This window comes from Rhodococcus sp. NPDC003383 (genome assembly GCF_053589115.1).
Window position 1 is genome coordinate 374,528 of sequence record NZ_JBSFRG010000001.1, and the last position, 24,617, is coordinate 399,144.

General features: G+C 70.1%; 21 protein-coding genes, 1 tRNA gene and 1 pseudogene. 10 read left to right on the forward strand and 13 right to left on the reverse strand.

Going from position 1 to position 24,617, the window contains the following annotated elements:
- Window positions 1-59 precede the first annotated feature (59 nt).
- The 6 genes from ACWDTS_RS01670 to ACWDTS_RS01695 all read right to left on the reverse strand — a co-directional run bounded on the left by ACWDTS_RS01670 (window position 60) and on the right by ACWDTS_RS01695 (window position 5,166).
- The gene (locus tag ACWDTS_RS01670; RefSeq protein ID WP_450108270.1) at window positions 60-623 is read right to left on the reverse strand and encodes a PIN domain-containing protein; all 564 of its coding nucleotides are present in this window, start codon (window positions 621-623) and stop codon (window positions 60-62) included.
- Between the two features lie 18 nt (window positions 624-641).
- Window positions 642-971: a helix-turn-helix domain-containing protein gene (locus ACWDTS_RS01675; RefSeq protein WP_197253030.1), complete on the reverse strand. Its 330-nt coding sequence runs from the start codon at window positions 969-971 to the stop codon at window positions 642-644.
- 49 nt (window positions 972-1,020) lie between these two features.
- Window positions 1,021-2,271 carry a Tat pathway signal protein gene (locus ACWDTS_RS01680; RefSeq protein ID WP_450117444.1) on the reverse strand — a complete coding sequence of 417 codons (1,251 nt, stop codon included), beginning with the start codon at window positions 2,269-2,271 and terminating at the stop codon, window positions 1,021-1,023.
- Window positions 2,268-3,605, reverse strand: coding sequence for a lipase family protein (locus ACWDTS_RS01685; RefSeq protein WP_450117445.1), 1,338 nt, complete (start codon window positions 3,603-3,605; stop codon window positions 2,268-2,270). The genes ACWDTS_RS01680 and ACWDTS_RS01685 overlap by 4 nt, the downstream gene beginning before the upstream one ends.
- 160 nt (window positions 3,606-3,765) lie before the next feature.
- Window positions 3,766-4,401 carry a ScbR family autoregulator-binding transcription factor gene (locus ACWDTS_RS01690; protein ID WP_450117446.1) on the reverse strand — a complete coding sequence of 212 codons (636 nt, stop codon included), beginning with the start codon at window positions 4,399-4,401 and terminating at the stop codon, window positions 3,766-3,768.
- Window positions 4,402-4,572: 171 nt separating this feature from the next.
- On the reverse strand, window positions 4,573-5,166 hold the full coding sequence (locus tag ACWDTS_RS01695) for a TetR/AcrR family transcriptional regulator (protein ID WP_197253033.1): 594 nt from the start codon (window positions 5,164-5,166) through the stop codon (window positions 4,573-4,575).
- Window positions 5,167-5,384: 218 nt separating this feature from the next.
- On the opposite strand from ACWDTS_RS01695, the gene ACWDTS_RS01700 reads away from it, so the two are divergent.
- From ACWDTS_RS01700 to ACWDTS_RS01730, 7 genes are all read left to right on the forward strand, one after another.
- Window positions 5,385-5,456: transfer RNA gene (locus ACWDTS_RS01700), tRNA-Gln, on the forward strand.
- Window positions 5,457-5,527: 71 nt separating this feature from the next.
- A complete protein-coding gene (gene glmU / locus ACWDTS_RS01705; protein WP_248674944.1) occupies window positions 5,528-7,006 on the forward strand; it encodes a bifunctional UDP-N-acetylglucosamine diphosphorylase/glucosamine-1-phosphate N-acetyltransferase GlmU in 1,479 nt (492 codons plus the stop codon).
- Window positions 7,003-7,980 carry a ribose-phosphate diphosphokinase gene (locus tag ACWDTS_RS01710; protein ID WP_197253035.1) on the forward strand — a complete coding sequence of 326 codons (978 nt, stop codon included), beginning with the start codon at window positions 7,003-7,005 and terminating at the stop codon, window positions 7,978-7,980. The genes glmU and ACWDTS_RS01710 overlap by 4 nt, the downstream gene beginning before the upstream one ends.
- 28 nt (window positions 7,981-8,008) lie before the next feature.
- Window positions 8,009-8,638 carry a DUF2461 domain-containing protein gene (locus tag ACWDTS_RS01715; RefSeq protein WP_450117447.1) on the forward strand — a complete coding sequence of 210 codons (630 nt, stop codon included), beginning with the start codon at window positions 8,009-8,011 and terminating at the stop codon, window positions 8,636-8,638.
- 170 nt (window positions 8,639-8,808) lie between these two features.
- A complete protein-coding gene (locus tag ACWDTS_RS01720) occupies window positions 8,809-9,477 on the forward strand; it encodes a hypothetical protein (RefSeq protein ID WP_450117448.1) in 669 nt (222 codons plus the stop codon).
- Between the two features lie 148 nt (window positions 9,478-9,625).
- Window positions 9,626-11,959 (forward strand): carbon starvation CstA family protein, encoded by a 2,334-nt coding sequence (locus ACWDTS_RS01725; protein ID WP_450117449.1) that lies wholly within the window; start codon window positions 9,626-9,628, stop codon window positions 11,957-11,959.
- Window positions 11,956-12,138: a YbdD/YjiX family protein gene (locus tag ACWDTS_RS01730; protein WP_197253038.1), complete on the forward strand. Its 183-nt coding sequence runs from the start codon at window positions 11,956-11,958 to the stop codon at window positions 12,136-12,138. The genes ACWDTS_RS01725 and ACWDTS_RS01730 overlap by 4 nt, the downstream gene beginning before the upstream one ends.
- A 21-nt stretch (window positions 12,139-12,159) precedes the next feature.
- Here ACWDTS_RS01730 and ACWDTS_RS01735 read toward each other — a convergent pair whose 3' ends face one another.
- Both ACWDTS_RS01735 and ACWDTS_RS01740 read right to left on the reverse strand, forming a co-directional pair.
- Entirely contained in the window at window positions 12,160-12,852 is a 693-nt protein-coding gene (locus tag ACWDTS_RS01735) for a ZIP family metal transporter (RefSeq protein ID WP_450117450.1), read from the reverse strand.
- Window positions 12,853-12,892: 40 nt separating this feature from the next.
- Window positions 12,893-13,993: an LLM class flavin-dependent oxidoreductase gene (locus ACWDTS_RS01740; protein ID WP_197253040.1), complete on the reverse strand. Its 1,101-nt coding sequence runs from the start codon at window positions 13,991-13,993 to the stop codon at window positions 12,893-12,895.
- Window positions 13,994-14,276: 283 nt separating this feature from the next.
- Between ACWDTS_RS01740 and ACWDTS_RS01745 the strand changes: the two genes are divergently transcribed.
- Window positions 14,277-16,856, forward strand: a complete 2,580-nt coding sequence (locus ACWDTS_RS01745) for a LuxR C-terminal-related transcriptional regulator (RefSeq protein ID WP_197253041.1) — start codon at window positions 14,277-14,279, stop codon at window positions 16,854-16,856.
- Between the two features lie 51 nt (window positions 16,857-16,907).
- Window positions 16,908-18,014 carry an NAD-dependent epimerase/dehydratase family protein gene (locus ACWDTS_RS01750; RefSeq protein WP_450117451.1) on the forward strand — a complete coding sequence of 369 codons (1,107 nt, stop codon included), beginning with the start codon at window positions 16,908-16,910 and terminating at the stop codon, window positions 18,012-18,014.
- A 9-nt stretch (window positions 18,015-18,023) separates the two neighbouring features.
- Here ACWDTS_RS01750 and ACWDTS_RS01755 read toward each other — a convergent pair whose 3' ends face one another.
- Both ACWDTS_RS01755 and ACWDTS_RS01760 read right to left on the reverse strand, forming a co-directional pair.
- On the reverse strand, window positions 18,024-19,247 hold the full coding sequence (locus tag ACWDTS_RS01755; protein WP_450117452.1) for an MFS transporter: 1,224 nt from the start codon (window positions 19,245-19,247) through the stop codon (window positions 18,024-18,026).
- Between the two features lie 51 nt (window positions 19,248-19,298).
- The gene (locus ACWDTS_RS01760) at window positions 19,299-20,717 is read right to left on the reverse strand and encodes an aminotransferase-like domain-containing protein (RefSeq protein WP_450117453.1); all 1,419 of its coding nucleotides are present in this window, start codon (window positions 20,715-20,717) and stop codon (window positions 19,299-19,301) included.
- Between ACWDTS_RS01760 and ACWDTS_RS01765 the strand changes: the two are divergent.
- Window positions 20,716-21,627 (forward strand): annotated as a pseudogene (locus ACWDTS_RS01765) (DMT family transporter); the annotation flags it as partial. The gene ACWDTS_RS01760 and the pseudogene ACWDTS_RS01765 overlap by 2 nt on opposite strands.
- Here ACWDTS_RS01765 and egtD read toward each other — a convergent pair.
- Genes egtD through egtB form a run of 3 tightly spaced genes read right to left on the reverse strand, consistent with a single transcriptional unit; the run spans window position 21,628 to window position 24,612 of the window.
- Window positions 21,628-22,584, reverse strand: a complete 957-nt coding sequence (egtD, locus tag ACWDTS_RS01770) for an L-histidine N(alpha)-methyltransferase (protein WP_450117454.1) — start codon at window positions 22,582-22,584, stop codon at window positions 21,628-21,630.
- Window positions 22,581-23,330, reverse strand: a complete 750-nt coding sequence (egtC, locus tag ACWDTS_RS01775) for an ergothioneine biosynthesis protein EgtC (RefSeq protein WP_197253045.1) — start codon at window positions 23,328-23,330, stop codon at window positions 22,581-22,583. Before egtC ends, egtD begins: the two co-directional genes overlap by 4 nt.
- Window positions 23,323-24,612 (reverse strand): ergothioneine biosynthesis protein EgtB, encoded by a 1,290-nt coding sequence (gene egtB, locus ACWDTS_RS01780; RefSeq protein ID WP_197253053.1) that lies wholly within the window; start codon window positions 24,610-24,612, stop codon window positions 23,323-23,325. Before egtB ends, egtC begins: the two co-directional genes overlap by 8 nt.
- Window positions 24,613-24,617: the final 5 nt, after the last annotated feature.

Genomic DNA, 24,617 nt, shown 5'->3' on the forward strand with positions numbered 1-24,617 from the left:
AGTCGCTCCTGGGTGTACGACGAGAACTTTTCGATTCTATGCGTCGCGGACAGGGTGCCTCAGTCCGCGGACGCGAGCAGGTCGGCGCTGCTGTCCCCCAGCGCACGGCGCGCCCAGGTCACCAGGCGCGACAGCAGTGCGTCGTCGGTCTCGTCGGCGCCGGGGAGCCAGCGTCTGCGCACCATCCGCAGCAGCGTGGCCCGCGCGCGGCCGGGGTCGGCGTCGACGACGAACGTGACGAACGCGTCGGGGGTCCAGGGTTCGATTCCGGAGCGTTCGAGCGCGGCGGCGATCGCCGGGTCGGTGGTGACGACGGCGTCGGCGTGGGCGATCAGCGCGACCGCCGTCAGGTGGGTGTCGCGCGGGTCGACGACGTACGGCACCTCCCGCAGCACCGTCGTCGGCCACGTCACGCGGGCGCCCGGGAACGCCCGGTCCAGTTCGGCGAACAGGTAGTCGCGGGCCGGTCGCGGCAGTTCCGCCGGCAGCCGGCGATCCACTTCGGCGATGACACCGTCGCTCCAATACGGTTGGTACAGACCGTCTTCCGCGAATGCGAGCACGACGTCCCGTATCCGCGCGTCGGCGAGCACCGACGCACCGAGCACCACCCGTACGGGCATCTTCCCCCTGCTTTCCGATCAGAATTCGTCGTACAGGCCGTCGCGGCGGGCCAGGTCGGCGAGGTTGTCGAGGACCTGGGTGCGGATCGTCGCGCGACGCTGCGCCAGTGCGACGACGTCGGCGCGGTCCACCCGCCGGTGCAGGCCGTGGAACTCGGCGGGCAGCGCCCCGCTGTCGACGAGGCGCGCCACCTCGGCGCGGGAGGCACCCAGCACGTCCGCCGCCTGGGTGACGGTCAGCAGCGGCGGCACGGCGGTGATCGTGACCGCTGCGTCCGCACCGAGGTCGTCGAGGACGCGGGCGAGCGCGGCGGGGGCATGCTCGGCATCGAACGGTCCGAAGGTCACGGCGGCGATGCTGTCAGGCCGCGCCGCCGATTGCAACGAGCGAGCGCGTTCAGTAGTACTGCACCTGCGTCGTGCGGGCCGCCGACCGCAGGATGGGCACCAGCCGATTCAGTGCCCGCTGTTCCAGGAACTGCTGATCCATCGGCTTGCTCAGGGCGACCGCGAGTTCGGCCGGCCGATCCTGGGCGAGCGACCGGTACTTCGGCAGCATGTGGGTGGTGATGTACTCCCAGCGGGCGTCGCGGTCCGACCAGTTGAACGCGGGCAGCGGTGTCTGCAGGCGCCACTGCGGGCCGACGGCGGGATCGCCCGCGGTCAGCGTCAGCGGGAACGCCTCCCGGGGCGGTAGCACGCCCGGGATCGCGGGGTCGGCGCCGAACGTCGACAGGTAGGTCAGCGCCCGGCCGACGGGACCGCGGGCCTCGCGGGTGGCGTCCCACTGGTCGGCGATCGACTGGTACTGCTCGCGGTGCAGCAGTTCGGCGTTGCCGCGCACCACCAGCTCCGGGTCCCCGGTCGCGAGATCGCGCCAGGCCCGGACGGCGCGGTCGTCGATGATGCCCGCCCGGCGGAACTCGTCGATCGCGTCGAGACCACCGGCCAGGTATGCCTCGTGCTGCGGCAGCAGGTCGGTGAAGATGTGCTTGCTCATCGCGATGACCCGGACCTGGAAGTCCGCGATGTCCTCGGGGGTGATGGTGTGCCCGACGGCGAGTACCGCCCGCAGGTCCTCGGGCAGCTCCGCCGCCGCGGGGGCTGCGGCGTCGTCGAGCGTGCGGGTGACCTGGGCGAGGGCGTCACGCAGCTCCCGGACGCCGATGACCACCCCGACCAGGTCGACGTCCATGACGCCGGCACCGAAGGACGGTCCGGCCAGGCCCCCCTGTCCGGTCCACAGGAAGTCGGGATGCTCGCGCTGCAGCTTCTGGTAGTAGGCGAAGGTGTTCTTCAGATTCTGCTCGTTGGCCGCCAACCCGAGCTGCGGATCCCACCGATTCAGGTCGATCCCGGCATTGCGGGCGGCCATGGCGAGCCAGTACTGGTGCAGCAGGGCCGCGTAGCGTTCCGGGTCGACCCCGGTGGCGCGGGCCCGGTCGAGCAGCGGCCGCAGCACCTCGGGGTCGGCCGACAGATCGGTCGCGACTCCCCCGCCGTGCTCGGAGTCGAGGTTGTTGCGGGGAACGTCGAGGACGGTGTCGAGATCGAGGACAGCGTCGAGATCGGGTGCGGCAGTGGCTGTTCCGGAGGCCCCGACGGCGAGGGTCACGGCGGTCAGAGCGGTGGCGAGCAGACGTCTCATCGGCCGGCCTCCCCGAAGCGCCGATCGAACCAGTCGACGTTCTGCATGCCGAGCAACTCGACGCCCACCCGGACCGGGTCGGTCAGCACGTCGCCGATCCCGCACACCGACGGATCGAATTCGACATCGGCGCCGTGCGCGCGCCAGAAGTTGCCGAGGTTCTCCACGTCCTCGTAAGGGACGAGGAAGTCGTCGCGGCACGAGGTGACGAGCACCGGCGCAGTCGGGATCTCGTTCGGTCGGGTGCCGAGCGCGTTCTCGGCGTAGGCCCGCGCGAACGCCGGGTTGTCGGCGGGCCGCCCGTGCGTGAACAGCGCGGACAGCGGCACGAACGGGAACATCAGATACAGCCCCTGGCAGGTGCTGTGGAACAGGTCGGCGGCGGCCCGGCCGAGCGGGGTGAGTTCGGCGTCGAGGTCGATCTCCGGGTACTTCGCCGCGAAGCCGAGCGAGTTGGCGAACACGAATCCCGAACCGATACCGCCGTCCGCGGTGCGTTCGAAGGTCGCGCTGTCGACGACCATGGCCTGCAGCACGGTGCCGACGAGATTGAGTTCCGGCGCGTAGGTGCCCGCCATCTCCGCGGCGAACCCGGCGGCCACCCCACCCCCGGCGATCCCGAAGATCCCGACCGGGACGTCCGGCGCGAACCCGGCGTCGGGCAGCGCGATGGCTGCGCGCAGCCCGTCGAGGGTCGCGGGTCCGCTGAACCGGCCGATGGAGAAGCCGTTGGGTGCGGTGTCGCCGTCGTTGGCGGTGTCGCTCATCATCACGGCCCAGCCGCGGCCGAACATCTGCGCGACGGGTCCGAGCGCGGAGAACAGCGACGGATCGGTCTGGTTGCCACCGGTCCACTGGGTGCTCGGCATGCAGTTCGGGCCGAGGCTGTCGTTGGCCTCGGAATAGCCGATGAGTCTGCGGTCCTGCGGCGGCGTGCCGTCCTCGGGGAGCATGAGGATGCCGGTGGCGACGGTGCGCGAGCCGTCGAAATCGGTGGTGACGTACATCAGCTGATGAGCGGTGACGTGGCCCGGCTGTACCCCGTACACCTGCACCGTGACCGGGCGGTGCCGCAGCAGGGTGCCGGGGACGTCCCCGTCGCCGAGGGCGGGCGGGTCGAACCACGGGTCGGTGGAGGCCGGGCGCGGCGTCCACTGCGCCGGATGCGCGATCTGCCCGTCGCGGAAGGTGCTCACCACGAACGGGTTGAAGACGTCGTCGACCTGGACGGGCTCGGCGCCGGCGGTGGTCGCCGTGGTCAGGGCAGCCGTGGTGAGGGTAAGGGCCAGCGCGGCAGCAGCGCCGGTCGCCACGAGTTGTCGCAAGACTCGCATCGATACGTTCCTGTCACTGTGTGGTGAACTGCGCGCTGCCCCCGGCGCAGCGCGCAGTTCACGGCACAGTAACAGTCCGTTACCGACGGATACAGATAACCCGCCGGGGCGTCGTCAGACGCGCAGCCGCGGGCGGCTCAGACGCGCAGCCGCGGGCGGCTCAGACGCGCAGGCGTCGCGCGGCGAACTGCCGGAAGTATTCGACCTTCGTCGCCGGAACCAGCGACGGCAGCAGGTTCGTCCACATCAGCTCGATGTGTTCGATCGACCGGTCGCGGCGACCGAGACCGGCGGCGACGGTGCGCGCCCCGACGACCATCTGCAGCACCATCAGACCGGCCGCATCGGGATCGAAATCCGGGGACAGGTCGCCTTCCTCCTGCGCCCGGCGCGCCAGCTGCTGCAACGTGGCCAGCCACATCTCGAACAGGTTGTCGCCGGAGCCGCGATAGTCGCCGATCTCGAGAACGAGCCGGAACATCGCACGGACCACCGGGTCGGAGACCGACAGGTCGACGGACAGGACCGACAGCTCGATCATCGTCTCCAGCGCCGGCGTGCGTTCGTCGATCTTGGCGAGACCGGCCTCCGCCGAGCGGGCGAAACCGGCGTCGATGACGCCGCGGGCAAGCTCCTCCTTGGAGCCGAAGTGGAAGTACAGCGCGCCCTTGGTCACGCCCGATTCGTCGATGATCTCGTTGAGGCTGGCGTTCGCGTATCCCAGCCGCACGAAGACCTCGGCGGCGCCGCGCAGCACCGATTCCCGGGTGGCCTCGGCGCGAACCTGACGTGCCATCTCAGCGCCCCCGGCGAACGGGAACAGGGCGCTCGGCCCGGACACGCTCGGCACAGGCAATCGACGTGCGGGAAACCACTGTCACCTCAATCCCGTCGCTTCTACGAATCGGCCGGGCAACGGTACCACCGCGGTGTCGTCTACCTCGGTATTCGCGGACTTTCGACTGTATCAATCGGCGCCGAGCGTCGGATCGGCTTCGAGCCGGGTCAGGCCGTTCCAGCACAGGTTCACCAGGTGCGCCGCGACGACCTCCTTCGACGGGCTGCGTTCGTCGAGCCACCAGGTCGCGGTGGTCGCGACCATGCCGACGAGGGCCTGCGCATAGAGCGGCGCAAGGTCCGGGTCCAGGCCGCGGCGGGCGAAGTCGCCGGCGAGCAGGGTGCCGACCTGACGCATCGCCTCGTTGAGCAGGCTCGAGTAGGTGCCTTCCTCGGCGGCGACCGGGGAGTCGCGCACCAGGATGCGGAAACCGTCGGTGCGTTCCTCGATGTAGGTGAGCAGCGCGAGCGCGGCCCGTTCGACGCGGACGCGGGACCGGTTCCGCGTCAGGCTCTCGGTGACCATCGACATGAGGATGGTCATCTCGCGGTCCACGACCACGGCGTAGAGCCCTTCCTTCCCGCCGAAGTGTTCGTAGACGACGGGCTTGGACACGGCGGCGCGCTGCGCGATCTCCTCGATGGACGTGCCCTCGTAACCGCGCTCGGCGAACAGGGCCCGGCCGATCTCGATCAACTGCTCGCGGCGTTGCGTTCCGGTCATGCGGATACGCGGGGTCCGCTCCGATTGATGTTGCGGTGTTCGCGACACGACGGTTTCCTTTCCGGCGCCACACCTGCTTGCACGCTGGGCCCCGGAGCCGAGCCTAATCTGCGGGCCGTGCGGACCGCCTCGTCTCCGCCCCGCGTTCGACGCCGACCGTATCGGCATGCGAGGATCACACCGCACGCCCCGGGGTTCACTTCGCGGACGTGCGGCGATCCGCCGTGGTGTAATCGGCAGCACCTCTGATTTTGGTTCAGATAGTTCAGGTTCGAGTCCTGGCGGCGGAGCAAGGCGAACGGGGGCCGACCCGGCCCTCACACGCTCGTCCATGACGCATGTCGAACGTCGAGGGAGCTTCATGCAAGTGCAGACCGCAATAGTCGTCCTGGCCGCCGGAGCGGGTACGAGGATGCGGTCCAAGACCCCCAAGGTGCTGCATTCGCTCGGCGGCCGCACCATGCTCGAGCATTCCGTGCGCGCGGCGGCGGCGCTCGACCCGGATCACCTGGTCGTGGTCGTCGGTCACGACCGTGAACGCATCTCCACCGCCGTCACCGATCTCGCAGCCCACCTCGACGGAGACGTTCGCGTCGCCGTGCAGGACGAGCAGCTCGGCACGGGCCACGCCGTCGAGTGCGCACTGACCACCCTTCCCGACGACTTCGCCGGCACCGTCGTCGTCACGGCCGCGGACGTCCCGCTGCTCGACAGCGACACGCTGCGCGCCCTGCTGGAGACGCACGCCGAACCCGAAGCTGCGGCCGTCACCGTGCTCACCACGACCGCGGCCGACCCCACCGGCTACGGCCGGATCCTCCGCACCACCGACGGCGACGTCACCGCGATCATCGAGCACAAGGAAGCGACCCCGACCCAGCTGGCGATCACCGAGGTGAACGCCGGGGTGTACGCGTTCGACGTCGCCGCGCTGCGCTCGGCGCTCGGCAAGCTCAGCGCCGACAATGCGCAAGGCGAGCTGTACCTGACCGACGTCGTGTCGATCGCCCGCGGCGAGGGGCTGACCGTGCGCGCCCACTACACCGACGACGCGGTGAGCGTCGCCGGAGCCAACGACCGCGTGCAGCTCGCGGCGCTCGCGGCCGAACTGAACCGCCGCACCCTCGAGTACTGGATGCGCGAGGGTGTGACGGTGATCGACCCGGCGACCACGTGGGTCGACGTCGACGTCACCCTCGCACCGGACGTGACACTGCACCCGGGTGTGCAACTGCACGGGCGCACGTCGATCGGTGAGGACGCGGTGATCGGACCGGACACCACCCTGACCGATGTGCAGGTCGGTGCCGGAGCGTCGGTGGTGCGGACCCACGGATCGGATTCGGTGATCGGCGCGGACGCGTCCGTCGGCCCCTTCGCGTACCTTCGACCGGGCAGCGAACTCGGCGCCGAAGGCAAGATCGGCACGTTCGTCGAAACGAAGAACGCGCAGATCGGAGCGCATTCGAAGGTGCCGCACCTGACCTATGTCGGGGACGCGACGATCGGTGAGCATTCCAACATCGGCGCGTCGAGCGTGTTCGTGAACTACGACGGGGTCAAGAAGTACCGGACCGTCGTCGGATCGCACGTGCGGACCGGTTCCGACACCATGTTCGTGGCCCCCCTGACGGTGGGCGACGGCGCGTACACGGGCGCCGGGACGGTGCTCCGGCGGAACGTTCCACCGGGGGCGCTGGCAGTGTCGGGTGCGCCACAGCGCAATATTGAAGGATGGGTCCAGCGAAATCGAGCCGGGACCCCCGCCGCTGAGGCAGCATCGTTGGCGTCGCAGCAGCAGCAAGAGAACGAACCGCAAAAGGACGGCCTGGACCAGTGACCAATTGGATCGACAATCAGAAGAACCTGATGCTCTTCGCCGGCCGGGCACACCCCGAGCTGGCGGAGCAGGTCTCGAAGGAACTGGGCATCCAGGTCACGCCGCAGACCGCGCGTGACTTCGCCAATGGCGAGACCTTCGTGCGGTTCGAGGAGTCGGTGCGTGGCTCCGACGCCTTCGTGCTGCAGAGCCATCCGTTCCCGCTGAACCAGTGGGTGATGGAGCAGCTCATCATGATCGACGCGCTCAAGCGTGGTTCGGCCAAGCGCATCACCGCGATCCTGCCGTTCTACCCCTACGCCCGTCAGGACAAGAAGCACCGCGGCCGCGAGCCCATCTCGGCTCGCCTGATCGCCGACCTGCTCAAGACCGCCGGTGCCGACCGCATCATCACTGTCGACCTGCACACCGACCAGATCCAGGGCTTCTTCGACGGCCCGGTCGACCACATGCACGCGCAGGGTCAGCTCGCGGAGTACATCCGCGGCCACTACGGCGTCGACAACATCGCCGTGGTCTCCCCCGACTCGGGTCGCGTCCGCGTCGCCGAGAAGTGGGCCGACACCCTCGGTGGTGCCCCGCTGGCGTTCATCCACAAGACCCGCGATCCGCTGGTGCCGAACCAGGTCAAGTCCAATCGCGTGGTCGGTGAGGTCGAGGGCCGCACCTGCATCCTGATCGACGACATGATCGACACCGGCGGCACCATCGCCGGCGCGGTGCGGGTCCTCAAGGAGGCCGGCGCCGGTGACGTCATCATCGCCGCGACGCACGGTGTGCTGTCCGACCCGGCCGCCGAGCGCCTCGCCGCGTGCGGTGCCAAGGAGGTCATCGTCACCAACACGCTGCCGATCCCGCCGGAGAAGCAGTTCGAGACCCTCACCGTGCTGTCGATCGCTCCGCTCCTGGCGCAGACGATCCGCGAGGTGTTCGAGAACGGCTCGGTGACGTCGCTGTTCAACGGCGTGGCCTGAAACCCGTTCCACAGGGCACACTGTCGGGGTGTTCACTGGATTCCCCGTCGCCGCACTCGACTTCTACGAGGATCTCGAAGCCGACAACAGCAAGGCATTCTGGGCCGCGCACAAGGCCGTATACGACGACTGCGTGCGCGGCCCGATGCTTGCGCTGCTCGCCGAACTGGAGCCGGAATTCGGTGCCGGCAAGGTCTTTCGGCCCTATCGCGATGTCCGGTTCAGCAAGGACAAGACGCCGTACAAGACGCACCAGGGCGGCTTCGTGCAGACCGCCCCGGGCGTCGGCTACTACGTGCAGGTCGACGCGGCGGGTCTGGTCGTCGCCGGCGGCTTCTACGCCGGATCCGGTGCGCAGATCGAGGCGTACCGCGCGGCCGTCGACGACGAACGGCGCGGCACCCAGCTCGAGAAACTGGTCCGGAAACTTCGCCGCGACGGTTTCGAAATCGGTGGCGCACAACTGAAGACGCGTCCGCGCGGGGTCGACCCGGAGCATCCGCGGCTCGACCTGATGCGCCACAAGGCGCTCACCGCGGGACGCACCGAACAGTCGCCCCCGTGGCTCGACAGCGGCCGCACGCTCGACGAGGTCCGTGACGCCTGGCGCCGTTTCCGTCCGCTCGTGGAATGGCTCACCGCGGCGACCGCGACCTGACCCCCGACGGAAGCCAGCAGACCGTCCGGTACGGAAAGTGCTGTGCCGCAACACTTTGCCTTCCGGCGTCGCCCCGCTAGCATGATCTTCGTCACTTTCCCGTCCGTCCCCGCAGGTCACGTCCGTCCCACGCGCCGTGGCCGCCCGATTTTCACTTAAGGTGGCTCCTCGTGATCGACGCGCAGACTCTCGAGGCCCCCACCGAATCCGCGACAATCCGGACAGCACGACGGTGGACACCCGGTGCCTGCGTATGGTGCGGCGACGTCGAGGCCGTCGAGGAGTACCGCAACGAGCCGCGCTGCGCGACCTGCCGCAAGCACGAGGACATCATCGAGGAAGCGCGCAAGTTCGTCGGCATGTACGGCCTGCGCCCGATCGGCGGAACCCTCCAGTCCGACGACGAGGAAGAGTACGAGCACCGCCTCGCCGCGCGCGATGCCCGCCGCGCCCTCAACGACATTCGGCTCGCCGAGCAGCCCGATCCGGCGCTCGTGCGCAAGGCCCTCCGTCCGCGCGCCGCCGCCGTGGTCGCCGAGAACGCCCCGGCCCGCGCCTCGAAGCCGCGCACCTCGTCGCCGCGCCCCTCGTCGTCCCGCAGCTCCTCCGAGCCCGCTCCCGCACCCGTGCGCACCGACGCCGTCGACGTCGACGAGATCCAGGCTCGCGCCCTCGCGCTGCTCGACCAGCTCTCCGCGATCGACGCGCAGCTCGCGCTCGTCGCCGAGCAGACCGGCCTGGCGGCGCGCGCCCGCCGCAGCGACCTCGAGAAGCAGAAGGCCACCATCATGCGCACGCTCGGCGCGCTGGAGAAGGCACGGCTCAGCGCCCTGTCCTGATCCACTGCCGCCGGAGCGGCATCCCCGGTTTTTCCCGTTCCCGCCCGCCGCCAGACGGTAGCGTGACGGCTGTCACATCACGTGCAGCCGACGAGGTTCGTCCCGCCGATCGGACCACCGACCCGGGTCGACCCGGGGAGGAGCCGACATGGCAGTCGAACCGGCAGGAACACGCGGGGACATCGAGCATCTGCGGACCGATCCCGACCTCCCTCCGGTCGGGGTCGTGGACCGGACGCCGATCTCCCCCACCGCCCGCGTCGTCTTCCTCGTCCTGGCGATTCTCGGTGCGATCGCGTGGGCGATGATCGCCCTGGTGCGCGGCGAGAACATCAACGCGGTGTGGTTCGTGATCGCTGCGGTGTGCAGCTATCTGATCGCGTTCCGCTTCTATGCGCGGTTCATCGAACGCAAGATCGTGCAGCCGCGCGACGACCGGGCGACACCGGCCGAGGAGTTGGAGAACGGCAAGGACTACATGCCGACCGACCGCCGGGTGCTGTTCGGTCATCACTTCGCGGCGATCGCCGGGGCCGGTCCCCTCGTCGGCCCGGTCCTGGCCGCGCAGATGGGCTACCTGCCGGGAACCCTCTGGATCATCGTCGGTGTCGTGTTCGCCGGGGCCGTCCAGGACTTCCTGGTGCTGTGGATCTCGTCGCGGCGGCGCGGCCGCAGCCTCGGCCAGATGGCCCGTGACGAGCTCGGCCCGATCGGCGGCGTCGCCGCACTGATCGCCGTGTTCGTCATCATGATCATTCTCATCGCGGTGCTCGCGCTGGTCGTCGTCAACGCGCTCGCCGAGAGCCCGTGGGGCCTGTTCTCCATCGCCATGACCATCCCGATCGCGCTGTTCATGGGCGTGTACCTGCGGTACCTGCGACCCGGGAAGGTCGCGGAGGTCTCGGCCATCGGCGTGGTCCTGCTGCTGCTGGCGATCATCGGCGGCGGCTGGGTCGCCGAAACCGAGTGGGGCGCGGACTGGTTCACGCTGTCGAAGGTGACGATCGCGTGGCTGCTCATCGCCTACGGCTTCGCCGCGGCGGTGCTGCCCGTGTGGCTGCTGCTGGCCCCGCGCGACTACCTGTCGACGTTCATGAAGGTCGGCACGATCGCGCTGCTCGCCATCGGTATCCTCATCGCCCGCCCGGCGTTGGAGATGCCCGACATCACCCCGTTCGCGATCGCCGGCAACGGACCCGCGTTCGCCGGATCGCTGTTCCCGTTCCTGTTCATCACCATCGCGTGCGGCGCGCTGTCCGGTTTCCATGCGCTGATCGCGTCGGGCACGACCCCGAAGCTGCTCGAGAAGGAGAAGCAGATCCGGCTGATCGGCTACGGCGGCATGCTGACCGAGTCGTTCGTCGCCATCATGGCGCTGGTCACCGCGTGCATCATCGATCAGCACCTGTACTTCGCGCTCAACGCCCCCGAGGCCCTGACCGGGGGTACCCCGGAGACCGCCGCGGCCTACGTCAACGGCCTCGGTCTCGGCGGCCCGGACATCACGCCGGAGCAACTCGCGGTCGCCGCCGAAGCGGTCGGCGAGGAGTCGATCATCTCCCGCACCGGCGGGGCGCCGACCCTCGCGTTCGGTATGTCGCAGGTGCTCAGCGACCTGTTCGGGGGCGACAGCCTCAAGTCGTTCTGGTACCACTTCGCGATCATGTTCGAGGCGCTGTTCATCCTCACCACCGTCGACGCCGGCACCCGCGTGGCCCGGTTCATGCTGTCGGATTCGCTCGGCAACTTCGGTGGGCCCGCCCGCCGGTTCAAGGATCCGTCCTGGCGTCCCGGCGCCTGGTTCTGCACGCTGGTCGTCGTCGGGCTGTGGGGTGCGATCCTGCTGATGGGCGTCACCGATCCGCTCGGCGGCATCAACACGCTGTTCCCGCTGTTCGGTATCGCCAACCAGTTGCTCGCCGCGATCGCGCTGACCGTGGTGCTGACCATCGTCGTGAAGAAGGGCCTGGTCAAGTGGGCGTGGATTCCGGGGGTGCCGCTCGTGTGGGATCTCGTGGTGACGATGACCGCGTCGTGGCAGAAGATCTTCTCGTCCGATCGGGCGGTCGGCTACTGGGCGCAGCACCGCGCGTTCGTCGACGCGAAGAACTCGGGCGCCACCAGCTTCGGATCGGCGCGCACCCCGGAGGCGATCAACGCGGTCATCCGCAACACGTTCATCCAGGGCACCCTGTCGATCGTGTTCGCGGGGCTGGTGCTCATCGTCGTCGCCGCCGGGGTGGTGGTGTGCGTGCGTGCGGTGCGGGCCGGTGGCCTGCCCACGACCGAAACCCCCGACGTCCCGTCGAAGATCTTCGCGCCCGCCGGATTCGTGCCCACCCCTGCCGAACGGGACCTGCAGAAACAGTGGGACGAGCTGATCCATGCGGGGAAGGTCCGGGTGCCCGGTGCGGCGCACGTGCACCCCGATCATGCACACCGGGAGCATACGCACCCGCACAGCGAGGACGGTGCGTCGTGACCGCCGTGCTGCGCCGCGTCTGGTGGTGGGTCGGCGCGCTGATGGGCGACCACGACTACGCGCGGTACGTCGAACTGCACCGGCGGCTCCACCCGGGCGAACCGGTGCCGACCGAACGCGAGTACTGGCGGGACCGACACGCGGCGACCGATTCGAATCCCGGCGCCCGCTGCTGCTGAGCGTTCGGTGGACGCCGGCCGTCAGCCACCGAGCGCGAAGGCGACCAGGAAGCCCGCCGCGGTCGACAACCCGACCCACCAGCCACCCTCCCGGTACGCCTCGGGCATCAGCGAATCCGCGAGCACGGCGATCGTCGCGCCACCGGCGAACGCCTGGATCACCGCGATCGACTGCGCCGAGATCGAGTCCGCCGCGGCATTCGCAGCGACCACCACCAGCACGAGCACGATTGCGGTCGCCGTCCACAGCAGACCTGCCCGGCTGCGGTCGAAGTTCGGGCGCCCGCGCATGGACGCCGCACCCGCGACCGCTTCGGGCACGTTGCCCACCGCGATCGCCACCAGCAGGACGAGACCGCCGCCCTCGGCGCCGAGCGAGACACCGAGGGCCGTGTTCTCCGGGATCCCGTCGAGAAGTGCGCCGAGCATCAGGGCGAAACCGAGCGCCGCAGATCCGAGTCGGTTCTCGATGAGGTGGTCGGCAACCACATAGACCAGGGCACCGAGCATCAGGGCGATCCCGGCGACGACGACCCCTTCCGACTCGAACGCCGGCTGGAACAGCTCGGTCGACACCGCCGCGACCATCGCTCCGGCACCGAAGGCCATCAGTCCGGCCAGCAGTGGCCTCGGTAGGTCGTAGCGCAGGCCGATAACGGCACCGACGAGCATCGGAAGCGCAGTACCGAGACCGTAGTAGAGGGCGGTCGCCATCTCGTGATGGTATTGCCGGCCGTCGACTCGCGCGGGTTCGTCAGGCCACGACGAAGCCCTTCGCACGGTCGGGGTCCGCGTCGGACCACAACGTGGTCGGGGGCAGTTCGGCGCGCACCAGCGGGATCACCTCCTCCGCGAAGCGGCGCAGGGTGTCCTTCTGCTGCTCGAAATCCAGCACGTGGTTGATGGACACCGACTGCAGGACGTGCCCGAAACTCGCGTGGTAGTCGAGGATCTTCTCGGCGACCCGTTCCGGGGAACCGACCAGCGCCGGCCCCCGTTCGACCGCGTCCTCGATGGTGCGGAAGCTGGTGACCTTCCCGACCGCCGCCGGATCGTGCTTGCGCTGATCGGCCTGGCGGACGATCCCTTCGTAGATCGGCCGGTACTCGTCGATCGCCTGCTCGGTGGTGTCCGCGAGGAACAATCCGCCCGAACCCGAACCGACGTACGCCTTCTCGGGGTCGTGCCCGTACGCGGCGTACTGCTCGCGATAGCGGTCGATGAGCACCTTGTAGTTCTCCCGCGGCTGCAGCGCGTTCGCGGTCACGATCGGATCGCCCCACTTCGCGGCGAGGTCGACGGCGTGCGCGGACGTCGCCGAGCCGTGCCAGATGCGGAAGGGTCCGTCGAACGGTCGCGGCAGGGTCGTCACGTCGGTGAGCGGCGGCCGGTGGTCCCCGGTCCAGTCGACGTGCTCCTCGCGCAGCAAGGTGCGCAGCAGTTCGTAGTTCTCCGTCAGGTATTCGTACTGCCTGCCGATGTCCAGCCCGAACAGCGGATACTGCAGTACCTCGTTGCCCTTGCCGATCACGATCTCGAGGCGACCGCGGCTGAGCTGGTCGACGGTGCTCAGATCCTCGGCGACCCGGACCGGATCGAGAACGGACAGGACCGTGACGCCGGTGGACAGCAGAATCCGGTCGGTGGCCTGCGCAATCGCGCCGAGCACGACCGTCGGGCTCGACGACAGCACGTCGCCCGCGTGCCGTTCCCCCACCGAATAGCTGTCGATGCCGAGCTGCTCGGCCAGCACCGCCATCTCGACGACCCGTTCGAGCCGGTCGGCAGGCGGGACGACCCGGCCGGTGACCGGATGCGGCGGATTGAAGATGATGTCGAGGATCTGGAAGCGCACCTCACGGAGTCTTGCGCCCGCCGGTCACGAAGCCCAGGGATGTTCTCGCCGTGACCAAAACTCCCGAGTTCGTGTCGACAGCGTTCCCGAAGGCCGGGTTTGCATATGGGCCGTTGCAAAAGTCGCTGCCCACCACCACCATCATGGGGTGAGACGACATCGGGGGCAGATTGTCCGATTCGTCATGCTGTTGGATACGCTGAGCTGACGACGGCCCGGAGGGGACGCCCCCGATCGGGAGCGGTGGCCTTCGTTCAGCTCGTGCTTTGTCGAAGGAGTCCGCGTGAGCGTTCCGACCCCCGGTCGCGCCGGGGTGCCGTCGTGGCGGGCGCTGCGCAGTGCGCTGCCACGACCCCGACTGTCCGCCCTGCTCGACCGTGAGTCGGCGCTGACGATGGTCTTCGCGCCGGCCGGTTTCGGCAAACGCACGCTGGTCGCGTCGTGGCTGCATGCAGGCGGCGCCCCCGACCGTTCCGTGCTGTGGGTGCCACCGCTGCCGGACGATGCCACCGAGGACGAGGTCTGGGCCGTGGTCCTGGACTGTTGCCGGAGCGCCGGGCTCGCCGTGCCGGAAGCCACCACGGGTCCGCGCGATCTTCTCGTCCGGGTCCTGGACTCGTCGGAGACACCGATCGTGCTGGTCCTGTCCGGGGTACCCGTCACGACCGGACGGACCCTCATCGCCCCGCTGCTCGATCTGCTCGACGAGTCCCACACCGTCGACGTGATCGCGTGCATGCAGGGCAGCACCTCCGCGCTGCTGAGCATCACCGCCCGCGGCATCGACTCCACGTTCGTCTCCGCCGACGACCTGGCGTTCACCCGGGAGGAAACCACCGAACTGTTCCACCGGCACGGGGTCACCCTGCACGATGCGGCGCTCGGCGACCTGCACAACGCGCTCGGCGGGGTGCCGGCGCTGGTGTCCGCCGCGGCCGCGGTCGTGCGCAACCGCCCGACCAGCCGTACCGGTCAGCACGGTCTGCCCGATCCGGGTGTGGCCGCGCTCCTCGACAAGTACGTCGACGAGCGTCTCGCGCGCCTCGGCCCCGAACATCGGGCGTTCGCGCTGTCGATCGCCGCCGCGAGCCGCATCACCCCGGAGGACGCCGTCACCCTGACCGGGCGCCCGGACGCGGGCCGGCTCATGGTGCACCTCGAGACGGTCGGCCTGATGGTCGGCTCGTTCGGTGTCGACGCCCCCACCTGGTGGTGGCCGCCGGCCCTCCGTGAGCGGGTGATGGCCGTGTCCCGCCGGGAGAACCCCGGCCGTCTCGACGAGTTGCTGGCCCGGCTCGCCCGGTCCGAGATGGATGCGGACAGGCCCTCGGCGGCGGCGCTCTATGCAGCCGAATCCGGGAACTGGGCTCTCGCAGCGGAAATCGTCCGGCGTTCCTGGGTGGACATGGCCTCGAACCGGTTCGGTGAGCTCGTCCGGGTGATGCGGGCGCTGCCCGACGACGTGCTCGTCGACAATCCCGAGCTGCGGGCCGGGCGGGCCCTGGTCACCTCGATGATCGACGACCATCCGATCCTGGGGGAGCAACTCGTCGACGACCCCGCGACCCTCACGGATCCGGCCCGCCACACCGAAGCCGTCAACCACCTGTACGTGGCGACCGCGCAGACGATCGCGCTGCGCCGGGGCGGCCGCATCGCGGAGGCCGCGACGCGCACCCTGCAGTTCGAACCGCTCGTGTCGAGCATCACGGCTCGCCGGCCCGCCGCCTTCGGTGAACAGCTGCCGCTGTTGCGGATGCAGTGGGCCCTGACCTTGCAGCTCGCCGGGCACCTGCCCGAGGCGACGACCATCTTTCGGCGCGCCTACCAGAGTGGCGTGTCGTACGAACTGGGTTTCGTGGCACACCAATCCGCCGGGGGCTCGGCGCTGGGCTGGGCGCTGGCCGGCGACAACACCCGGGTCCGCGAATGGCTCGACCGGGCCCGCCGCTACGACAACGCCGGGTCGTGGTCCGGCACAGCCAAGGTTTCCGGCCGGACGGCGGCGGTCCTGCAGCATCTCGATGTGCTCGACCTCGCCCCCGCGAAGGAAACGCTCGAACTCCTCGGCCGGCCGAATGTGCGCGAAGAGCTGTGGGCGTTCGTCGCCTACGCCCACTCGCAGTACGCGCTGGCCACCCACGACGCCTACTCGGGTCTGACCTGGTTGCACCAGGCCATCGCTGCGCACAGTGACAAGCACTCGGCCGGTGCGTTCTCCCGGGTACTGCTCACCGCCGTCGAGGTGGACCTGCAACTCGCGCTCGGCAACGGCAATCTGGCTCGTGCGACGGTCGACGAGGAGCCGTCCAACCACCCGTTCCTGGTGGTGGCGGCCGCGCGCGTCGAACTGCTCACCGGTCACCCGGAGGTCGCGTCGAAACTGCTCAAACGAGTCTCCTGGACGGACTGCGGTTATCCGCGCGCCCACCTCGAGGCCCTGTTGCTCGAGGCTGCGGCCCAGGTCGATCGGGACGGGCACGACGACGCCGTGCGTGCCTGGAACCGCGCGTGCATGCTCTCCGTCCGGCTCGGCAATCGCCGCGCATTCACGACGTTGCCCCCGCGCTACGTCGAGACGCTGGTCGCGTGGAGCGGCACGGCGGTGCCGGGTGGACCGGTCGAGTCGATATTCGTCGACACCATCGCCCGGGTCGAGTTGTCGCCGCGGGAAGCGGGAGTGCTGGCGCTGCTCGCGCGCGGATCGACGCTCGGGGAGATCGCCAAGGAACTGTTCGTCTCCCCGAACACGGTGAAGACCCAGCTGCGCAGCATCTACCGCAAACTCGGTGTGCACACGCGCTACGAAGCGGTGGGCCGCGCGCGGGAGCTGCGGCTGCTTCCCACGACCGACCTGACCTGACCGTCGCGGCGCGCCGATTGGCCGCGTCGGGCTGCGGGTATGCCCCGGTCCATGACCGAGGAGACACAGCGCGAGGAGACACAGCGCGAGGAGACACAGGCGGCACCGTCCGGACTCCACGTGGTGGTGACCGGTGCGACGGGTAACGTGGGCACCGCCGTGGTACGGGCGCTCGGCGAGCAGGACGCCGTGAAATCGATACTCGGCGTTGCGCGCCGCGCCACCGAATGGACCGCTCCGAAGGCCCGGTTCGAGGCGGTCGACGTCGCGACCGCGGAGCTGGACTCCACGATGCGCGGCGCCGGCGCGCTGATCCATCTCGCGTGGCTGTTCCATCCCACGCACAAACCCGAGAAGACGTGGGAGAACAATGTCCTCGGCACGATCCGGACGCTCACCGCGGCGGCGGACGCGCAGGTTCCGGTGATCGTGGTCGCGTCGTCGGTGGGCGCCTATTCGCCGGGCCCGGAGGACGGGCACGCCGTCGACGAGTCGTGGCCGACCCACGGCTGGCCGGGCGCGGCGTATCCGCGGGAGAAGGCTTATCTCGAACGGTGGCTCGACGTGTTCGAACGCGACCACCCGCAGATCCGGGTCGTGCGGATGCGTCCCGGTTTCATCTTCCAGCGCGGCTCGGCGTCGGCGCAGCGCCGAATTTTCGGAGGCCCGTTCGTCCCCGGCTCGCTGGTGCGCGCGATCCCCGTGGTCCCCGACATGCCCGGTCTCAGCATGCAGATTCTGCACGCCGACGACGTCGCCGACGCCTACGTCCGGGCCGTGCTGCGACCGGTGCGCGGTCCCTTCAACCTCGCCGCCGAACCCCCGGTCGACGCCCACACCCTCGGTGATCTGCTCGGTGCCCGGGTCGTCCCGGTGCGCAGCGGTCTCGTCCGGTCCGCGGCGGCCGCCGCGTGGCACACCCACCTCGCCCCAGCCGAGCCCGGGCTGTTCGACACCGTGCTGCGGCTGCCGCTGATGGACTGTGCCCGGGCACGATCCGAGCTGAGCTGGTCGCCGACCCACTCCCCCGCCGAGGTTCTCCGGGAGTTCGTCGACGGACTGCGCTCCGGCGCCGGCCTGCCGACCCCGCCGCTGGCGCCGGACAGTGTGCGCGGCCGGATACAGGAACTGGCCACCGGTGTGGGAGCGCGGCCCTGATCGTCGGGGCTACCTCCGGCCGGCGGTGACGGTGTCTTGCGGCGGTGTCGTGGCCGCGAGGCGCTCGGCACGCAGATCCAGTGCCCACACGCCGACCGCGGTGACCGCCAGGGCAACTCCGGCGATGCACGCCCCGGACCATCCGGCCGTCGTCCACGCGACGGTCCCCAGCGCCGAACCGGAGGCCCCACCGACGAAGTACGCCACCATGTACACGGAGTTCATGCGGGCCCGCGCCGCCGGCTCCAGCGCGAAGACGACATTCTGGTTGGTGATGTGCACGCCCTGCACCGCGAGGTCGACGGCGACGAACCCGATCAGGAACCACGCGAGGCTGTGGCCACCGGCGGCGAGCGCAGCCCACGACGCGACGAGCAGGACCACGGAGATCCCGGTCGTGAGCCGGGCGTATCCGCGATCCGCGGCCCTTCCCACGACGCTCGCGGCGAGCGCACCGGCCGCCCCGGCGAGACCGACCAGGCCGATCTGCGCGTCGCCGAAACCGTAAGGTTCGCCGGCCAGCAGGAACGTCATCGTCGAGAACAGGGCCGCCAGCGATCCGAACGACACCGCGCCGAGCAGCGCGCGGGTGCGCAGCCGCCGATGTGTGCGCGCGAGCGTGCCGAGCGACCGCAGCGTCGCCGCGTAACCGGTCGAGGCGGTGGGCCGCGAGCTCGGCAGCTTCCGCCACAGCGCGACCGCGACGACGATCAGCGCGACCGCCCCGGCCCGGTACACGGTGGTCCAGCCGCCGAGTTCGGCGAGCAACCCGGCGACGCTGCGCGCCGACAGGATCCCCAGCAGCAACCCGCTCATCACGGTGCCGATCGCCCGGCCGCTCCGTTCCGGTTCGGCGAGGGTCGCGGCGAACGGCACCAGCACCTGCGCGGCGACGGAGAACAGGCCGGTGACGGCGATACCGGCGGTGAGGACCCCGATGTTCGGGGCGAATCCGCTGGCCACCTGCCCGGCGGCCGCGAGGATCATCAGGCCGACGGCGAGTCGTCGCTTGTCGAGCATGTCCCCGAGTGGGACGAGGAACAGCAGGCCGAGCGCATAGGACACCTGGGCGACGGTGACGGTGAACGCGGCTGCCGAGTGCGAGGTGCCGAGAGCCGTGGCGATGGTGTCGAGCAGGGGCTGGTTGACGTAGTTCGCGCCCACACACAATCCGGTCGCCAGCGCCATGAGCAGCAGGACCGGGGTCGTCAGTGCGGGTCGCGGTGAAGCCATACCGACCAGGCTTCCGTGCCCCACCCGTGTCTGTCCAACCGGCCCGTCTGTTCAGTCCTTCCGCTGACGTTCGAGGACCTCACCGATGATCCGGGCCGCGTCGGGAAACGCCCCGGGGTCGGGACCGGAGAAGTTCATCCGCAGGTGCGGGCCCGTGGGTTCGGCGGGAAACCATTCGTCGCCCGCGGTCACGACGACCCCCGCGGCCTCGCAGTCGCGGACGAGCGCGGTGACGTCGGTGTGCTCGGGCAGCCGCGCCCACAGGTTCAGCCCGCCCGCGGGCAGCGCGTCGAGGTGCAGCCCGGGTGCGTGCTCGCGCAGGGACCGGGCGAGCAGATCCCGGCGGGCGGCGAGTTGCGGCCGCAGGCCGCGCAGGTGGGTGCGCCACCCGGGTTGCGTGACGACGTCGACGGCGACCGCTTGGAGGACCCCGCTGACGTACATCGACTGGGCCTGCACTTCGGCGAGGATGCGGTCGCGGGCGGGCCCCCGCGCGACGATCCCGGCGACCCGCACGGCCGGGGACACGCTCTTGGTCAGCGACCGGACGTAGACGACGTGCCCGTTGTCGTCACGCGTCGCGAGCGGCACCGGATCGGCGGTGATCCCGAAGTCGTGTGCCCAGTCGTCCTCGACGAGGAAGGCCCCGGCGTCACGGACGAGGCGGAGGACGTCGTCGGCCAGGTCCGGCGACCACTGCGCGCCGGTGGGATTCGCGAAGTTCGGTTGCGCGTAGAAGGCGCGGGCTCCGGTGCGGTCGAACGCGCGGGCGAGTTCCCCGAGGTCCGGGCCGCCGGCGCTGCTGGGGACGGGCACGACCTGCACGCCGGCCTGCGCGGCCGCGACCATCGCGCCCCAGTAGGTGGGTGATTCCACGAGCAGCGGGTTGCCGGCTCCGACCAGCGCGTGGAATGCGGCGCTGAGCCCGCTCTGGCTGCCGGGGACGACGACGGTGTCGCTCGGCGTCGGGGGTGCCACACCGAGCGGGGTCGCGGCCCCGAGTTCGGTCGCGAACCATGCCTGGAGTTCGGGGAGACCCGCGGTCGGTGGGCGCCCGACGACGGCGTCGCTGCGGGCGACGCGACCGAAGGCACTTCGCACCAGCCGCTCCGGTAGTAGTTCGCGGTCGGGGTAGCCGGAGTGCAGCGCGATCACATCGTTCGGGAGGGTGCGGAGCGAGGCGGGCAGCCGCGGTACACGGCGGTCCGGCGAACCGAGCGCCGCGGTCTGCCACCCGTAGTCCCTGGGTCCCGCCACCCGGACGGCGCGGACGAAAGTGCCTACCCCGGGGCGGCTTTCCACCGATCCCTGCGCTTGGAGCGTCCGCAGCGCGGCCTGCACGGTGACCGGGCTGGCGCCGTACTTCGCGACGAGGGCGCGCGTCGACGGGAGTTTCGCGCCCGGCGGTGCGGTCGCGATCCAGCGCCGAAGATCGGACACGATCCGGGCACTACTGCTATCGTCGGACATGAGAGCCAATAGTAGCGCTACTACCGCGCACAGCCAGGTGCTATCGACCCCGAGAAGCGGTCTGGGATGGGGTCTGGCGGGTGTGGCCGCGTTCTCCCTCACCCTGCCGCTGACCCGGATCGCGGTGCACGACGGCGCGATGTCCGCGATCTTCGTCGGAATCGGGCGGGCGGTCGTCGCGGCCCTGCTCGCGGCCGCCGCACTGGCCCTCACTCGGCAGCGACGTCCCCGCGGCGCGCAGTGGATGCGGCTCGCGGTGGTCGCCGGCGGGGTCGTGGTCGGGTTCCCCGTCCTCACCGCATACGCGCTGACCGCGACGTCCGCGACCCACGGTGCGGTGGTGGTCGCGCTGCTCCCCGCGGCGACCGCGGTCGCCGCCGTGGTTCGGGGCCGGGAGCGGCCGGCGCCGTCGTTCTGGGTCACCGCCGCCGTTTCCGCGACCGCCGCGGTGGCATTCGGCATGCTGCAGTCGGGTGAGTTCGGCGGATTGCACCCGGCCGACCTGCTGCTGCTCGGCGCCGTCGTCGCCGCCGCGATCGGTTACGCCGAAGGTGGCCTGCTGGCGCGCGAACTCGGTTCCTGGCAGACCATTTCGTGGGCGCTCGTGTTCAGCGCACCGGTCACCCTCGCCGTGACCGTGCTCGCCGTCGCCGACCACCGGCCCACCGGCACGGCCACCGAGTGGACGGCGTTCGCCTATCTGGCGGTGGTGAGCATGTTCCTGGGCTTCTTCGCCTGGTACCGGGGTCTGGCGATCGGCCCGATGACGCGGGTGAGCCAGATCCAGCTCACCCAGCCGGTGATGACGATCTGCTGGGCCGCGGTGCTTCTCGGCGAACCGCCGACGGTGCCCGTCCTCGTCGGGGGCACCGCCGTGATCCTGTGCGCGGCAACCACAGTCCGCAACCGGTCAGCGACGCGACGCCCCGATCAGTGCGAACCGGTCGTCGGGGTCGACCCATTCGTGGCGGACGACGAACCCGGCGTCGGTGAGTTCGCGGGCGATGCCGTCGAGCCGGAACTTCGCGGAGATCTCCGTGCGTAGCTGCTCACCCTCGTCGAAGGACACCTCGAGGTCCAGGCCGGGAATCTGCACCGTCATCGCCGCGGTGGCCTCGAGCCGCATCTCGATCCACTCGTTGTCCGCGTCCCACAGCGCCACGTGCCGGAAACGATCCGGTTCGAAGTTCGCCCCGAGCCGGTGATTGAGCACATGCAGCACGTTGCGGTCGAATTCGGCGGTGACGCCGGCCGCGTCGTCGTACGCGGGGACGACGATCTCCGGGTCGACGACGAGACCGACGCCGAGCAGCAGCCACTCCCCCTTGTCGAGGGTCGCGGCGAGTTCGGCCAGGAACTCCGCCCGCTCGGCCGGGACCAGGTTGCCGATGGTGCCCCCGAGAAACGCGATCATCCGCCGGCCCCCGTCGGGCAGATGGCTCAGCGAACCGGTGAAGTCCCCGACCACCCCGCGCACCGTGAGGTCGGGGTAGTCGGCGGACAGGCGGGCGACCGCGCCCTGCAGGGCGGACTCGGACACGTCCTGCGGGACGTAGGTGTGCAGGTAGGGGGCGGGCGCGTCGAGCAGCAACCGGGTCTTCTCCGACGATCCGGACCCCAGTTCGACGAGCAGCTCGGGCCGCATCGTGTCCGCGATGTCCGCCGAGAACGCTTTCAGCAGAGCACGTTCGGTGCGGGTCGGATAGTACTCGGGCAGCCGGGTGATCTGTTCGAACAGGTCCCCGCCGCGCTCGTCGTACAGCCAGGTCGGCGACAGCCACTTCGGGGTCGCGGTCAGGCCGCGGCGCGCGTCGGCCCGCAACGCCTCGTCGAGTTCGGCCGGGGTCAGATAGACGTCGACGGTCATACGCTCGGGACCTCCATGGGGGACACGATCAGGTGTCCCGGTCGGGCGCTGACCAGATGCCGGTCCGGCACCTGCTTCCAGCGCGGATCATCGTCGTACGGTTCCGAGGACACCACCGCGATGCGCTCGTCGACGAGCACCCACAGCGAGTGGTACCACGCGGTCGCCCACAGCCCGGAGCCGTTGCCCAGCAACAGGTTCAGACGAGAGTGCGGCGAAAGGTCGATCACGTCACGGACGAGCCGCATGAGCGCGGCCTCGGGCCTGTCGGTGCGCAGGCGCGATCGCAGCAGCATCCACAAAGTCGCGGCGTCGGTGGGCGATTCGAGCCGCAGCAGCTCCGATACCGGGAGCCGCTCCGCGAGCGACACGAGCGTCCCGGGCCACCCGACGACCCGCCCGTTGTGGCTGAACGCCCACCGGCCGTCCGTGAAGGGGGCGGCCGCCGACCGCTCCACCGGCATACCCTCGGTCGCGGATCGGAGCGCGGCGACCATCGCCCCGGTCCGGATCGAGGACAAGCCTTCGGTGACAAAGGGATCCGACCAGATCGGTTTCTCGCTCCGGTACCGGCCGGGGATGCCGTCGGCGGTCCACCAGGCCACTCCGAACCCGTCGGCGTTGACGGTGCCGCCGCCGCGCATGTCCTTCGGCGCCCACGACTGGCGGAACAGCGAGTGCGGACCGTAGGTGATCAGCGACCGGGCCGTGCGCACCGGGCCGAGGTAGCCCAGATGCCTACACATCCGCGACGTCCGGAGTGTCGGGAACATCTCGGGCACAACGGAATCCGGAGAAGATCTGGCGACGGATCGGATGGTCCCAGTTGCGGAAGGTCCCGCGGCACGCGACCGCGTCCGTACCGAACGAACCACCGCGCAGAACCCGGTAGTCGCCGCCGAAGAACACCTCGGAGTACTCGCGGTACGGGAACGCCACGAACCCCGGATAGGGTTCGAAACCCGACGACGTCCACTCCCACACGTCACCGATCAGTTGCTGCACCCCGAGCGGCGACGCCCCCGCCGGATACGCGCCGACGACCGCGGGCCCGAGGTGACGCTGCCCGAGGTTCGCATGCTCGGGGCCGGGATCGACGTCGCCCCACGGGTATCGGGTGCTGCGCTGCTCCACAGGGTTCCATCGCGCGGCCGTCTCCCACTCCACCTCCGTGGGCAGCCGCTTCCCGGCCCACCGTGCGTAGGCGTCGGCCTCGTGGAAACACACGTGGACGACCGGTTCGTCGGGATGCACCGGCACCATGACCCCGAATCGGCGGCGCCACCACGTGCCGTCGTGCTGCCGCGTCCAGAACTGCGGGGCCTCGAGACCCGCGCGGAGCCGGTGCTCCCAGCCGGTTTCGCTCCACAGCTCCGGGCGGTCGTATCCGCCGTCGGCCATGAACTCGAGATAGCGGCCGTTGGTGACGGGGAAGGTGTCGATGCGGAACGCAGGCACGTGCACGCGGTGCGCGGGCCGTTCGTTGTCGAGTGCTGCCGGATCGATGGACGTCCCGATCTCGACTTCGCAAGCCGGGACCGTGATCTCGTCCGCCTCGACCGGATGTCCGGTGCGCGGCGCCTCCGGGGCGAACAACACCGGTGGGCCCGAACGCAACTGGTGGGTCGCGAGCATCGTCTCGTCGTGCTGCTGTTCGTGCTGCGCGATCATCGAGTAGACGAATCCGTCGCGGGTGAGGTCGGTGTCGAATTCACACTTCTCCAACGATTCCGTCACCCGCGCCCGCACGTCGTCGGCGTACCGGCGGGCCTGTGCGGGATCGAGCAGCGGTAGACCGTTCCGGGTTGCCCGCGGATGACGGAACGCGTCGTACAGGTCGTCGATGTCGGGACGCTCGGCCTCCAGTCCGGCGGCCTCGCGCAGCAGCCAGCGTTCCTCCTGGTTCGCGATGTGCGCGAGGTCCCAGACGAGCGGGCTCATCAGCGGCGAATGCTGCGCCGTCAGTTCCGCGTCGTCGAGGTCGGTCAGCGCAGCCGTGCGGACACGGGCGCGGGCGAGATCCCTCATCACCT